At 39.9% G+C, this 15,798-nt stretch carries 9 protein-coding genes; all 9 read right to left on the minus strand.

Annotated features, from left to right (window positions below; translation table 11 throughout):
* Window positions 1-49 precede the first annotated feature (49 nt).
* Window positions 50-1,012 (minus strand): acetyl-CoA carboxylase carboxyltransferase subunit alpha, encoded by a 963-nt coding sequence (locus ACZZZK_RS10030; protein ID WP_463483998.1) that lies wholly within the window; start codon window positions 1,010-1,012, stop codon window positions 50-52.
* A 689-nt stretch (window positions 1,013-1,701) separates the two neighbouring features.
* Window positions 1,702-3,261 carry a S10 family peptidase gene (locus tag ACZZZK_RS10035; protein WP_463483999.1) on the minus strand — a complete coding sequence of 520 codons (1,560 nt, stop codon included), beginning with the start codon at window positions 3,259-3,261 and terminating at the stop codon, window positions 1,702-1,704.
* 126 nt (window positions 3,262-3,387) lie between these two features.
* Entirely contained in the window at window positions 3,388-4,968 is a 1,581-nt protein-coding gene (locus ACZZZK_RS10040; protein ID WP_463484000.1) for a SusD/RagB family nutrient-binding outer membrane lipoprotein, read from the minus strand.
* Between the two features lie 19 nt (window positions 4,969-4,987).
* Window positions 4,988-8,329: a SusC/RagA family TonB-linked outer membrane protein gene (locus ACZZZK_RS10045; protein ID WP_463484001.1), complete on the minus strand. Its 3,342-nt coding sequence runs from the start codon at window positions 8,327-8,329 to the stop codon at window positions 4,988-4,990.
* Between the two features lie 119 nt (window positions 8,330-8,448).
* Window positions 8,449-9,513, minus strand: a complete 1,065-nt coding sequence (locus tag ACZZZK_RS10050) for a FecR family protein (protein ID WP_463484002.1) — start codon at window positions 9,511-9,513, stop codon at window positions 8,449-8,451.
* A 358-nt stretch (window positions 9,514-9,871) separates the two neighbouring features.
* A complete protein-coding gene (locus ACZZZK_RS10055) occupies window positions 9,872-10,426 on the minus strand; it encodes an RNA polymerase sigma factor (RefSeq protein WP_463484003.1) in 555 nt (184 codons plus the stop codon).
* A 129-nt stretch (window positions 10,427-10,555) separates the two neighbouring features.
* Complete coding sequence (locus ACZZZK_RS10060) at window positions 10,556-12,439, minus strand: alpha-amylase family glycosyl hydrolase (RefSeq protein ID WP_463484004.1); 1,884 nt, start codon at window positions 12,437-12,439, stop codon at window positions 10,556-10,558.
* Between the two features lie 136 nt (window positions 12,440-12,575).
* Window positions 12,576-13,952, minus strand: coding sequence for an MFS transporter (locus ACZZZK_RS10065; RefSeq protein ID WP_463484005.1), 1,377 nt, complete (start codon window positions 13,950-13,952; stop codon window positions 12,576-12,578).
* Between the two features lie 151 nt (window positions 13,953-14,103).
* Window positions 14,104-15,783, minus strand: coding sequence for an alpha-amylase family protein (locus tag ACZZZK_RS10070; protein ID WP_463484006.1), 1,680 nt, complete (start codon window positions 15,781-15,783; stop codon window positions 14,104-14,106).
* Window positions 15,784-15,798 lie beyond the last annotated feature (15 nt).

A 15,798-nucleotide genomic window follows, 5' to 3' on the forward strand; every position in this document is an offset into this window, starting at 1 on the left:
AATCCCGTTTAGCGATGCTAAACGGGATTCAAAATTTATTTTTTAATGATTATTCATTTACAACGCCCATTTCACAGAACTTTTCAATTCTTTGCTCGATCATCTTATCGGTTTTCAACTTACCTAAGGCAGCCAAATCCTTTATAAGATATTCTTTCAGCGTTTGACCCATTAATTCAGGATCTTGATGAGCACCTCCAAGTGGTTCTGGAATAATGCCGTCGATTAATTTGTTGCCGAACATATCATCAGAAGTTAACTTCAAACATTCAGCAGCTTTTTCTTTAAAATCCCAGCTTCTCCAAAGAATTGAAGAGCAAGATTCTGGTGAAATAACCGAATACCAGGTATGCTCAAGCATATAAACTTTATCGCCAATACCAATACCTAAAGCGCCGCCAGATGCACCTTCGCCAACAACAACACAAATAATGGGCACACGAAGCACCGACATTTCTAATAAGTTGCGGGCAATTGCTTCACCCTGACCACGTTCTTCAGCTTCCAAACCAGGATATGCACCCATCGTATCGATAAAAGAAACTACAGGTTTGTTAAACTTCTCGGCCAGGCGCATTAAACGTAAAGCTTTGCGGTAGCCTTCAGGGTTGGCCATACCGAAATTGCGAAACTGTCGTTCTTTGGTGTTTTTACCTTTTTGGTGCCCGATAACCATTACCGTTTGACCGTTTATGGTAGCAAAACCGCCGATAATTGCCTTATCATCTTTAACTGTCCTATCGCCATGTAACTCAATAAAATCATCACAAATCATGCTGATGTAATCGAGTGTTTGCGGACGATCGGGATGACGGCTCATTTGAACCTTATTCCAGCCAGTTAAATTTTTATATAAATTGTTGGTGGTCTCTTCTAATTTGCCATCAAGCTCGTCTAACGTGGCAGACATATCTACCTTTGTTTTATCGGCAACTTGTTTAACCTTTTCTATCTGCTGAACTAAATCGGCAATAGGTTTCTCAAAATCGAATGATGTTTTTATTTGCTGCATAATTGAACCACAAAAATAAGTAATTATTTTTAGTTTGCGGTCAACAGTTTTTTGTTTCGCTCCTGCTAACTAAATAACGCGATGATGAATTGCATTTTGACTATGATTTGGAAAGCAATGACAGTAAAAAATCGCCTTGGTCCCGCCCTGCTCTATCTCCTACCGATGAAGAATCGGTATCCGGTCGATCAGGTTTAGGTGGCAACACCTGAATAAAGATCGACGAAGATCATGAAACGTTCCTAACGGAACGAAATAATTATCACACCTAATTTTGCTACCGAGGAAACGTCCCGCTGGGACGAGGAGGTAGCAAGAAACAGTTATCTGATGTTCACTAACTTACCGTCAACACAAGGAAAAGTGAATTGGTTATTTGCTTTCGAAGCCACATACGGTAAGTTAACCGTTAATATTGCTGGGAACTATTGTTGTAAGCTGGCTATTCAATACCCAAAGTTAATTAGCCCTGATTGAAGCGAAAATACTTTTTTGATAGCTTCTGTTCAATTTTCCACAACAATTACGCAAAAAAGATTGAAGCGTAAAGCAGGACCAACAGAAATAGTTGTACTGACTTTGCGCTTCAAATAATTTTGTCTCAAGACTGATTTTGAAATATAGCGCCTGAGGATTCATACCCAATTTGCGTATGATCTTAGAATCCCTAAATCCTAAAAAAATCCTGGTTAAAACTTTGCCGCTTCACCTGCTTTTGGCAATGCTTTTTTGATAAACTCTCGAATATGATTATTCGAATTTTTCAAATCCTCTTTACGCAGGTACATCATGTGCCCGCTACGGTAGCCTTCCCAACTCATGCGATCTTGAAATTTGCCCGCAGCATCTAACTGCCACATGCTGTATTTCGCATTGAAGTAGTCGCAAGCTCCATCGTAGTAACCCGATTGCACCAATAAATGTAAATAAGGGTTTTGCGCCATCGCCTGACGAAGGTTATCACCGGTTTGGTCGCCACTTCTATCCCATGGATAAACCGAGCCAAACATGTTATACTTTAAATCGGTTTTGTAGTTAAGCTCATTGCGGATGTACATGTTTATTGCAGGCGTGAAGGAATGCAGCCACGAAGTAAGCTCTGCATTATAATCCGGACCTTCACCAGCGCTCATTTTATCAATCCCGCGATAGCGAGAATCTAAACGGCCAACCGTAAATCCCTTGTCCCTCATCAGTTCTTTCCAGAAAAAATTTGTTGGCACATTTAAGTTATAGTCTATTATTACTTTTTCCGACAAACCAGAATAACGGGCCATTTTCGCTGCAATAGCTTTCTTTTTTTCAGCACTCAACATGCTGCCTTGAGAAATTGCGGGAATCACCTCATTAATGGTGAAGCTTTCTACTTCGGGTAACATTGCTGTTAAATCTTTTGATTGCAAATCTTGAGGTAATAATTTGTGGTACCAGGCGGTCGCCGCGAAATAAGGTAAGCGTAAAGCCGCTTCAACTGGCCCACCACGCTCTATTCCCAGTTCTGTTGGAGAAACCAAAACGACTCCGTTTAAATACATCCACTGGTTATTCTGAAGCTCTAAAGCCAAACCTGAAACACGGGTGGTTCCGTAGCTTTCACCAATTAAGAATTTAGGCGATGCCCAGCGGTTGTTTCTGGTTACAAAGGTGTTGATCCATTCTGCCAGATATTTGATATCGGCTTTTACACCAAAAAATTTATTGGTTGGAATATCTTTACTTACTGCCCGAGAATAACCCGTGTTTACCGGATCGATGTACACGATATCTGCAACATCCAAAATAGAGTAAGGATTTTCCTTGTAGCCATATGGCTGAACCGGGTAACCTTCATCATCGATGTTTAATACCACCGGACCAGTATAAGCGATGTGCATCCAAACTGAGGCAGAGCCGGGGCCACCATTGAAGGAGATTACCAACGGTCTTTTATCGCGATTAGAAACATCACTTCTTTCATAATAAGTATAAAATAACCCTGCTATGGGTTTTCCATCCTCATCCCAAACGGGAAGGGTGCCAGTGGTTGCTTTGTAAGGAACTGCTCTGCCATCGATATTTACAGAATGATTGGTGATCACCGAACTTTCGACCTTTATGGTCCGTTCATTAGCTATTGATTTAGGCTCTTCTTTTACGGTAACTTGAGTTGAGGTAACAGTTTCTTTTGACTGGTTTCTTTTTGGGCTTTGCTGAGCATAAGTAGCTATGCCTGCAAGTAAAAACATGCTTAGTAAAAATCTGGATTTCATTTAGTTGAGTTTGGTTCATAAATATCAAGTTAAACTGCCGTTAATCAAAAACCTCATTAGAAATGTTACTCAAAAAAAACCGGTGCCAAAATAAATGACACCGGTTTTAAAAGCTTTCAAGTCTGTTTATTTATCCCACCAAACTCTACCAACCAATTTATCGCCACCCGGAACCGCTGCTGACGCTGTTTTGTAATTCGCCGCATTAGATACGCCTTCTATTAAAGGATAAGGGAACCTCCGTGGAATTGAGCCGCCTGTATTGGTATTTGGGTAAACAATTGGAACCAGTGCAGGTAATCCAGTTCTTCTCCAGTTCGACCACGTTTCGTAAAAATCCAACATGGTAATGGTGTGCGCCCAATATTGCGTAGAAATCATTTCTAAACCATTAGCTGCAACGTAAGGGTGAGCAGTTAAATAGGTAGCAGCATCGCCGGCAGTTAAAGCCATCGATGGATCAAACTGAGATAGATAAGTCATTGCGGCGGTAACGCCTGCATTATAGTGTGCAGCTGCCGAGCCACCAATATTGAAGCGTTGTGCGGCTTCTGCCCAAAGTAATTCCGTTTCTGCATAGGTAAGAATAATGGTATTTCCATCTCTTTTTAACATGCCTGGATTAGGAGAAGAATAGTCAGTAAAATCGGTATAAGAAGCATCTTGACGAACATCTCTACCTGCAATACCACTTAAATCTTTACCATTTGGCATCCCTTTTTGAACAGATGCAGTTGTAATAAAAGCAGGGTTTTGCGCTTTTGTTACATCTGTTAAATAAAGCTTCGTTACTGCAACTTTACCCAAACGCGGATCGTTATTGGCTTTTAAATAATTGATAAAAGTACTGCTCCATCGGGTATAAAAGTTCTCTTGACCACCATCGCCCAATAATACCTGTGCTGCTCTATTTTGAGTTACCCGGCCACCGTTAGCATCATGTTTAAATAAGGCGTTATCGGCATCGCCAGTCATAGTTTTACCAACAGCTTTAGTAAGGTAACTTTGTGCTAAAGTTGCATCAGCTTTCGTTAACCTCATCGCCATGCGCAACATTAAACTGGCAGCAAAGCGCTTCCATTTGTTTACATCACCACCATAAACTAAATCGCCCGTTACTGCATCACCCCCAGCTGTAAGCGCTGTTCCTGCTTCATCAACTTCTTTTAATAGATTGGCATAAATGGCCTGCTGTGCATCATATTTTGGATATAAATTTCCGGTATAATATCCTTTACCTGCATCGAAATACGGTATATCACCATATAAATCTGTCAACCGTTGAAACATTAGCGCTTTCCAGATTCTACCAATTTGGTGTACGTTATTATATTGAGCTTTCCCTTTGGTAAACTCAACCAAATCTGCTGCATATTTTATTTGATCAGGATAAGCTTTTTCCCAATAGGCGGCGGTGTAGCCCTCATTCAGCATGTATTTATCACCAGCCCAATAACTAATTACTGATGACATGCCCTGCATCATTGTTGAGGCATAAATCAGGTTGCCACGCCAGGTTTCATAAGCAAAATCTACACTTCCCGTATAATTCAATTGGGCTGTTGATAATAAATAATTTGGGTTAAACTGCTCTTGGTTTACCGATAAAGGGTCGGTATTAATTTTTTCGAAGTTTTTAGTACAGCTTGTTATTAGCGCCAGGCCTGATAATAGAAGTGGTACGTATAATTTTATGATCGTTTTCATTTTCAATTCTTTTTAAAGATTATAACTTAACACTTAAATTTAAACCATAGGTACGCACCGGCGGAACGCCACCCAGTTCCATCCCAGGAATGGTTGCGTTATAGCTGGATTCGGGATCGATATTATCTGTTTTCTTCATTAAGATGAAAAGATTACGCCCTACAAAACTTACGTTTAAGCCTTTAATTTTGTTATTAAAAACCTTTGCTGGAAAGTTATATCCCAATATAAATTGACGGAACTTGATGAAACTGGCATCTTGCACAAACTGTTTAGAAACATTGTTGGCATAAGTGCTGTAATAATTTGCTGCACCAACGCCCAATTGATCACGGTTTTCTAATGTGGCTTGGTGTAAACCAAAAACATAGCCATAATAATCTGTTGCTGAGAAGATTTTACCGCCCCATTTCCCATCGATTAAGAAAGAGAGATTTACGCCTTTATAATTAAATTCGTTATTCCAGCCGGCAGTCCATTTATGATATGCCGAACCATAGTCTTTTAATTCTCCTCGTTGTGGAACACCATTCGTATCTCTTACAATGTTTCCATTTGCATCGTACTGAAAATCGTAAGCCATGATTTGTGCAATAGGTTTACCTTCTAAATTTTGAAGAAAACCAACGTTACTGCGTGACGTTGCCAAAGGCTGCGACGCCGTTCCAGGAGCAAGCGTAAGTACCATATTATTATTACGAGATCCGTTGATGCTTGATGTCCAGCTAAAATCCTGATTTTTTAATATCACCCCAGAAACCAAGGCTTCAATACCCCGATTTCTTAACTGACCAATGTTTAATACCGCACCATTGTATCCTGTTGTGGTAGAAGTGGGCACATCGATAATTTCATCTTTTGATTTTTTGTTGTACCAGGTGAAATCAACATTTAAACGATCTCCGAAAAATCTCAACTCCGTTCCAATTTCCAACTCTGTTGCACTTGATGCAAATAAAGAAGCATTCGGAATTGCGCCGTTAACAATATTACCCAGCGGATTATTGTTGATGGACTCGCTCCGTAAATTGTAATACAATTGCGTTTGAAAAGGACTGGTAGCCTGACCAACCATCGCATAACCTGCTCTTAATTTACCAAAGCTTAAGAAAGATGGTTTCCACAATTCAGAAAAAACAAATGATCCACTAACTGCAGGGTAAACGGTGTTTAGTTTATTGTCTCTTCCAGGAGTTGCCAATGTAGAAAACCAATCACTGCGGGCACTTCCCGTTAAGTATAAAATATCTTTATAAGTAACTTCCAGCGTGCCATAGATGGACTGTGTTTCCTGATCTTGTTTATAGGCAGAAACAGATTTCCCACCCGTATTGGCCAAAGTATAAATTCCAAAAAGCTGGAAATTCGCACCACTATTGGTTATTCCTTCACTATGTGTTCTACGGTAGCTGGCGCCAATATTGGGCGTAATGGAGATGTCATCAATTTTGAATGATTTACCAATTAACCCATCCACGTTGATATCAGAAAATTTACTGTTCTGTTCGGTATATCCTCCATCAACATCATAAGCGGTGCCAGATGGCGTAACTGCAATGTACGTATCTTTATAAGAATCTCTTCCGGCTCTGGCTTGCAAAAACAATCCATTATCAAAAGTATATTTCGCACTTACCGAACTTAACAAACGTTCTCTATTGGTATCATGTATAAAATCGTTTGCAGCGAACCAAGGATTTGTAGCATACGGATTGCCTGTATTGTACGAAAGTTCGTTTCCATCGGGCTTTTTGCCTGGCTGTAATGTTGCGATGTTTACACTGGTTGGCAAAAATGCTGCATTGTAATTGGCATTTCCTGCCCCATCTGATAACATCGGGCGGTTTTTTGCCTGCTCTAAAATGTAGTTTACACGGGCATCAATCACCAGGTTTTTAATCGGATCGAATGTGCTCGACAATGTAAAGTTTTGTCTGTTTAAACCTGAGTTTGGCACCACCGAACGATTCGTTAAATCACTTGCAGATAAACGAATTACTCCACCTGTAAACGATTTGTTCAAAGCCAAAGTGTTTGTCCAGCTGCCACCGGTTCTATAAAAATCTTCGATATTATCTTGCTGTGCTGAATACGGCCTGCTTACCCCGTCAAACTGAATAACGCTTGATCCATCAAGAGGCGCACCCCAGCTTGAGCTTCCTGTAGAAGCCGCAGCCAATTGTGTAGTAGGTTTCTGTCCGTTTACCCCCTGACCGTAAACATATTGCCAGTTGGTTCTGTCCATTACCTGCTCAGCTACATAATTACTGCTAAACTCAATGCTGTTTCCTTTACCACTTTTTGTGGTGATTAAGATTACACCTGCTTTAGCTCGGTTGCCATATAACGCTGATGCTGCAGCTCCTTTTAATACTGAAATGCTCTCGATATCATCAGGATTGATGTTGCTAATGGCATCTCCCAAATCTGGTGCGTTATCGTATTGCCCACCGTTGTTTCCAATTCCAATGGTGCTTTTATATCCTACCGGAGAGTTTTCCATCGGTATCCCATTAACCACATAAAGCGGCTGACTTGATGGACCCATGCTCGAAACACCACGAATAGTGACATTGGTAGCCGCTCCCGCTCCTCCTGAAGTTCCGGCAATATCTAAGCCCGCAACTTTACCTACTAACGAATTGGTGATGTTATTTTCTCTGGCTTGCGTTAAAGTTTCGCCAGAAAGCTGCGTAACCGAATAACCTAGTGCTCTTCTTTCTTTCTTAATACCCAATGCGGTTACCACTACATCAGTAAGTTGTTTGGTATCTTCAACCAATGTAATACTGATTGTCGTTTGGCTTCCGATAGCAACTTCTTTAGTTTGAAAACCCGCATAAGAAACGACTAAAACAGCATTTTCTGGAGCATTTAAAGCAAATTTGCCATTAATATCGGTCGAGGTTCCAATTCCTGTCCCTTTAACACGAACGCTTGCACCCGGTAATGCGCCTCCTGAAGCATCTTTGATTGTACCGGTAATGGGTACTTCTTTATTCCTGCTAATCACGATCAAACCTCCATCAGAAACAGAATATTTCAGGTTCGTTCTGTTTAAAATAGTGGCTAAAACGTCAGTAACCAAAGTATTGGTTACGGTGATGCTTACATCTTTATTTACCGGGACATAAGAAGCGCTATACACAAAATGGTAGCTGCTCTGCTGTTCAATAATCTGTAAAACCTTACCTAATTTCGTTTTCTTTACATCGAGGGATATTTTTTCCTGAGAAAACACCGATGCAGAAACATTCAGGCAAGTAATGAAAACCATAATACAGGCCAATTTCATTAGCAAAATGAATTTTAAGAGCTTCCGGCGAAGCGGATGCCCTTGCAGTAAGTAATAATTAATCATATTTTTGTTTTTTTGGTTGCATAAGTTCTTGGCAGCAATCTGTTTGCGCATAAACTGCCATTAATTAATCAAAGAAGAAATATTAAGGGCGGTGCTCCAACACCGTCCTTTTTTTATTCTTATTTTGAGATGATCACCTCATTTCCTTTTATCTCATATTTAAAATATTCTACGTTTTGTAATGCTGAAAGAACTTGTTCAATGGTTTCGTTGCTGAATGTAGCCGTGAAACGATACTTTTCAACTTCGCTGTTAGTAAACTTGATTTTAACATTGTACCATTTTTCTAAAACGGCTTTGATTTCGTCAAAATCCTGATCGTAAATTTCGATGCGATTTTTAGTCCAGGCGGTTTCTACGATTGTGCTGTCTTTTATAACGGTATAATGGTTTATTGCGATTTCCGGTCGTGCCAGCGAGGGTTTTGATAACTTGGGTTTTCTGAGCGATGGTTGGGTTTTGTAGAAAGTTACCTTCTGGCTTGGTTTCAACGTAATTGTACCTCCATTGCCATTTGCGGCTTCCATTGTAATTAAACCTCGAATCAAAGTCGCTTCGGAAGTGATTTCATCTGGATAAGATTTAACGTTAAATGCTGTACCCAAAACATTGATATCAAAATCGGAAGTATGTACTTTAAAAGGTTTTTCTTTATTATGAACGACATCAAAAAAAGCTTCCCCTATGAGGTTTACTTCTCTTTTATCATGATTAAATCCTTTAAGAATTGAAAGTGTACTTTTTGCATTTAGCAGAACCACCGTTCCATCCTGTAGCTTGATTTTTTTTCTTTCACCGCTTTTTGTTGTCCAGGTGAACACTTCCTGTGTGGATTCGCTGCTCTTAAAATTACGATAGCTTAAATAAAGTAAAGTGGCACCTAAAACTACCACAATTGCCGCTGCAATTTTTAGCCATAAAAAAGACCTTATTTTAGCACTTATCTCCTGTTGTGGAAACATCTCTTGCTTAAAAAAATCTACTTGTGAATTTAACTGGCGTTTTTTTCCGCTCAAAATCACATATAATTTTTTCGCTTCGGCAATTACTTCCGCCTGTTCCGGGTGGGCATTAATGTACTTCTCCCAATATCCAACACAAAGTTTGTCGGTTCCAGCGCAATATTGCTGAAATGTAGAATCGACAAGGAAATCTTCTGCGTTGAATTTACTTCTATCAACCATTGTTGTTTGCCTTTTATATATCAGTGCCTAAAAGTTTAATTTTTTCCTAAAGAAATTTTAACTTTTTTATAATATTCAGAATAATTGGCCTTTGCAGGCTTGAAAACAAGAAATTTAATTGCGGGATAAAGTGCTTTGTTGATAATTATATTATTTATGAAGCAAAAAAATCTTTGAATGATGTTCACAAGTGGAAAAGATCTCTCCACTACGCTGCGCTTCGGTCGAGATGACGGGCCGTGGGAGCTCGCCGGGATGACGACCAGCGGCAGGCTTTCTTTGAAATGCAGCGGGTGAATCTTTGGTTGAGGAACGCTGAAGAAAGCAAGTTTGGCTTAATATCCCAGAGCAACCCGATCTATCCCTTAAACTCTTTCCTCAATATTTTAAGCGCATCGTAAATGGTGTTGTAAGCCGTTTTAATACTTTGGTTAGTTTGTTCAGCAATCTGCTCGTAGCTTAAACCCTCAAAAAACTTTAAATGAATCAGTTGTTTCTGACGAAAAGTGAGCTTCTCGAGCGCATTTTTCAGTTGGTGTTTCACCAGTTCATCGCTTTGCACTTTTACAATAAACTCCTCATAACTCATTTCCATCCATTCTCCATCGGCACCAGCGTTCGAAAGTGCGTCGTTAATTTTGCGCTTCCGCTCGAGGATTCGCAAGAGTTTGCGTTTTAAAAAGGTTCGAAGATAGGCCTCTACATTATCTACCCGATTGAGTGTTTCATGCTTTTCCCAAATGGTGGTAAAAACCAGATCCGTAGCTTCGCTGGAAGTATCTGCATCGGCACAAACCCGAATTCCAAAATTTACGAGTGGATAATAAAGCGTTCGGTAAAGATCAAAAAACGCATCTCTGTCGCCAGAACGAATTCGTTCCCATAACAGGTGATGCGTTAATTTTTCGTTCATTTAGGATGAGTTGTTGTTAAAACAATATTAACTAAAAACATCAAGATTATTAAGACCGAAGTCGCAGATTTACAGATATAATCGAATTAAAGTGTGAAACGGGAGCTTCGAAATGAAATTATAAAAGCGCTATTTCAACATACTTTTACTGAAAATATGATATTCGCCTGGAGCAAAAGTGGCCGTGTAAGCATTAGAAGACAAGTTAATGTTGCTACCAACTGCATCAAACCACGATCCGGAAGATCCGAAATCAATGTTTGAAGTTTGATTAACTACATCAAAGTTGCCCACAACAATTACCGTATTCGAACCCTCTATAAGCTTGATATACTTAATCCCGCCAGCTAAATTGTAAGTTGAATTTGCCGTGTTAAAAATAGAATTGTTCTTTTTTAAACGGATAAATTTTGCATAAGCATCGAACAGCGCTTTCCGACCAGGCTCGGTGAAATATTCCCATCTGATGGGTTTTTCGCCAGTTCTTCCATTGAAATTGATACTGACATCGTAGCCCAATTCGCCAAATTGCCAAATCATTTTTGGCCCGGGAATAGCCAATAGAAAAGCTGCGGCCATTTCTTCTCGTTTTAAAGATGTAGCTAAATTGCCTTTGATCGAATAAGCGCCAGCGGCATTTCCGTAGGTGAAATTTTTAAAATTTAACCGCTCTTCATCATGACTTTCACCATAGGTAACCAGGTTCTCAGATTTTAAAAAAAGATGATTGGCATAAAAACCCCATTGGAAATTGGAATTCCCCAACCAGCCCATGGTGGCTTCATTCATGTTGTAGTTTACGTTGTTCCAAAGCATCATCCCCTCATCAGCCAACACTTTTTCTTCTGTCGCATCAGCAAAATGTTCTAAAATAACATAGAAATTGTTAGGGTCGATGCTTTTGATATAGCTATTGTATTCTTTCCAAATCGCAATTCTGCTTGCATCATAAGCACTCATTCCCGCATCATCTGTAGAAGTTTTTTGGGTGAAGCCTTTTGACAAATCAAATCTAAATCCATCTACTTTGTACTGCTGCATCCAGAATTTCATCACATCTTTCGAAAACTTTTTGGTTGCTGCACTTTCATGATTAAAGTCGTAACCTACATTATACGGATGTTTTGCATCCACATTAAACCATGGGCTATTTGATGTAGGTTTCGAATTATCAAAATACATTTGTACCATTGGCGATTGACCAAAAGAATGGTTCAAAACCAGGTCTAAAATCACAGCAATTCCTTTACCGTGACACTCATCGATAAAGTTTTGCAGTGCCGTCTTGCTTCCATAATATTTATCGGCAGCAAAGTAAAAAGAGGGATTATAACCCCAGCTTAAATTTCCTTCGAACTCGTTTACCGGCATTAATTCGATGGCATTGATGCCTAAACTTAATAAGTAATCGAGTTTGGTTAACGTAGAAGCATAGCTGTGATCAGTTGTAAAATCGCGGATCAGCAGTTCGTAAATAACCAGATTGTTTTTCTCGGGTCTAGAAAAGCCTGCATTTTTCCAGGTGTAAACCGGTTGATTAGCCTGCATCACACTCACAATTCCCGTAGTTTTCCCTGCCGGATAAGCTTTCAGATTTGGATAAACAGTTGCAGATATATACTTATCATTATCTGGATCAAGCACCTTTTCGCTGTAAGGATCGGCAACTTTCAATTTGCCATCAATAAAAAATTGATAAGCATATTCGGTATTTGGATTTAGGTTGTCTACCTGAATCCACCAGGTGTTACCATCTGCAGTTTTTTTCATCACTGAAGCCGTTGCAGACCAATCATTAAATTCACCAATAAGTGAAACTGAATTTTTCCCAGGCGCATAAAGGGTAACAATTGCCGAAGTTCCGTTGTTGATGAAAGCGACACCATCTTTTGCGCCCGCAGGTAAATCTACCGAGGATTGGGTCGGAGTTTCTGTTCCGCCCTCTGTTGAAGATTTTTTACACGAGATATTAAATGCTGTAACCAGCAGTAACAGGTAAATAATTTTTTTCATTTGGTTAGGGATTAAGGGAGTTTTACCATCGAGCACACAGAGCTTTTCACAGCGTAAACAGAGCAAAATATTCAACTCTGTTTACTTTGCGCCTTTTCTTTGTGTTCTCTGTGGTTACAAATTATTTGCAGAGTTATTATACCGACCTGTTTTCTTCAATAGCCAGTTCTGAAGCTAAGGTTTCATCTGTTTTCTTCGGTTCTCTGATAAACAGATAACAAATAACTGCGGCTAAAATCATTAAGCCACCGCCCAGCTGAACCGCTAAAAGCCTGTCATTATTAAGCACATTTCGCATTAACCAGCCGAAACCCAGTGATGCAATGATCTCAGGTAAAACGATGAAGAAATTAAATATTCCCATGTAAATACCTATTTTATCTTTTGGTAAAGAACCACTGAGCATGGCATAAGGCATGGAAAGAATACTTGCCCAGGCGATACCAACACCAGTCATGCATAGATAAAGCATATTTTTATCATGTACCCAAGCCACGCTGATTAGTCCAATTGCGCCACAAAGCAAACAAATGGCATGAGTTGTTTTTCTGCCCAATGCATCAGCAATTTTAGGTAACACCAATGCAAAAAGGAAAGTAATTACGCTATAGTAAGCCAAGGTTAAACTTCCGAAATCTGCTCCCTGTGCATATACAGGATCGGCAGCATCTTTGCCTCCAAAAACATTTACCGCTACTGCTGTAGTGTAGTAAAACCACATTAGAAATAAGCCTGGCCAGGTAAAAAATTGTACAAGAGAAACAATTTGCATACGCTTAGGCATATTGCTTAACGCATGAAAGATTTCTTTTGCACCACCTAAAAAACCATTACTATTTTCCTTCAACTTCTCTTTAAAATCGGGATCTTGTGGTGGATATTCTTTGGTGGTGAAAACCGTCCACAATACGGCAGCAAAAAAGAAAAATGCACCAATATAAAAAGAGAATTTTACATTCTCAGGAATCTGACCTTGAGCTGCTGTGTTCTGTAAATCGAAAACATTGTTCATTAACCAAGGTAAGGCTGAAGCTACACTTCCACCTAAACCAATCATCATGCTTTGCATGATAAAGCCACGATTCACCTGGCTATCTGGCAACTTATCGGTAACAAAAGCACGGAAAGGTTCCATCGCAATATTACCAAATACATCTAAAACCCAAAGTAAGCCCGCAGCCATCCACAAAGCGCTGCTGTGAGGCATAAAAATTAAAGCGATACTGCTTACAATTGCCCCAATCATAAAATAAGGCCTTCTTCTCCCCCATTTCGGGTGCCAGGTTCTATCGCTTAGATAACCAATAATAGGTTGAACCAACAAACCCGTTAGTGGTGCAGCTAAAAATAATAGAGGAACCTGATCGGGGTTTGCGCCCAGATTTTCGTAAATACGCCCCATGTTGGCACGCTGCAAATCCCAGCCAAACTGAATTCCGAAAAACCCGACACTCATATTGATAATTTGTGCAAGCGTTAGTTTCGGGTTCTCGAATATTGTTTTTAAGCTCATTATATTTGGTTTTTATTTAACCGCAAAGTACGCTAAGTGAATAACGCAAAGGCGCAATTTTTTTTATTGCTATTACCCGGTTTGTGTTTTCACAGACCGAAATGTAAATTTAAAATGGTCTGTGGTGACACAGACAATGAAACTCACCATTCTAAAATTCTATTACTTGTGCCGAAACTGGTGCAAGTTTAACGGGTATAGTTGTTCCTGCTGGTATGTTCAGTTTTGTATCCGTTAATAAATCCGTAACCGGAGATGAGTTCTTAACTTTCAATACCGCTTCAGGGATTTGGATGCTCGCCTCCAACGTTAAATTCCTATCGAAATTTGTCACTACCAACAAACGTTGCTTACCAGAGTAACGAATGAAAGCATACATCCGGTTATTCATGTTTCCGCTTTGAGGAATCTCATAGATTTCGCCGTTCAATACTGCATCACTTGCTGATGTGACTTTCAAAAGCTGTTTGTAATAAGCTCTTAAATGTTGCTGGGCAGCATTAAGTTTATGTCCATCAAAAAGGCCGCCATTCATCCATTTTTGATGATTTGGAACACCCCAATAATCAAAGATAGTGGTGCGGTTATCATCTCCGCCATAACCTTCTTTGCCTTTTCCCGGTTCTCCAACTTCCTGTCCGAAATACAACATTACCGGACCAGCACCTAAGGTAGCCGAAACCACCATCGCTGGTAGCGCAAGTTCGGCCTTGCCCGCAAAGCCGGCTGATGCAATCCGTTCTTCATCGTGGTTCTCTAAAAAGCGCAACATTTTTTTTCCAAAGCCAGCGCTTTCTTTCTGCCAAACGTAACGAATAGCCGACACATCTCCCCCGGGTTCATTTCTAATCAGCTTTTTTAAGCCATCATATAAACCCACTTTATCGTATAGGTAATCGAATTTTCCTTCTTCTAAATATTGTTTGTAAACCTTAGGATTGTAGGCTTCACCTAAGAAAATCAAATTAGGATTAACTTTTTTAACCTGTGGAATAACCCAGTTCCAAAATGCAATAGGAATCATTTCGGCCATATCGCACCTGAATCCGTCAACACCTTTATCTGCCCAAAAAACTAAAATATCTCGCATCTTCGTCCAAACCGGAGGGATGGGATTAAAATATTCTTTTCTCCCATTCAGATAATCCACGCCATAATTCAGCTTAACGGTTTCGTACCAATCGTCGTATTTTGGAGCAGCAGTAAACGCATCGTTGCCAGTGGCCTTTGCCGGGTTTTCGTCAAACTTGCCATCTTGAAGAATAGAAAGCGGCGTCTCCTGTCCGTTCGTAGGCACTACAAGCGGCTGACCAGGGATGTAATAAAAATCATTTTTTGTGCTGAAAGCTTTAGTTACGTCGTCATTAGCGCCAAAGTCGATAACTTTTTTTGGTTTGGAATAAGAATGGTAACCTCTGGCTACATGGTTTGGGACAAAGTCGATAATGACCTTTAAATTCCTCGCGTGTGTTCTTTTCACCAACGCTTCAAATTCCTGCATCCGGTTTTTCACATCAACTGCTAAATCAGGATTTACATCGTAATAATCGCGGATTGCATAAGGCGAACCAGCCCTGCCCTTAACCACGTCGGCATCATCAACCTTAATTCCATAATTCGAATAATCGGTCAAGCTTGCATGTGCGATAACGCCCGTGTACCAAACGTAATTTACATGCAACTCTTTGATCCCATCTAGCGCCCTATCTGTGATATCATTAAACTTGCCAGAACCATTTTGCTCAATGGTTCCGTATGGGATGTTAGTGGTATTCTTGTTTCCGAATAAACGGGGCAATAACTGATATATAACGATTTGCTTATCGTTCATATTTTTACTCTTTTT

Source organism: Pedobacter sp. AC163, assembly GCF_979258665.1.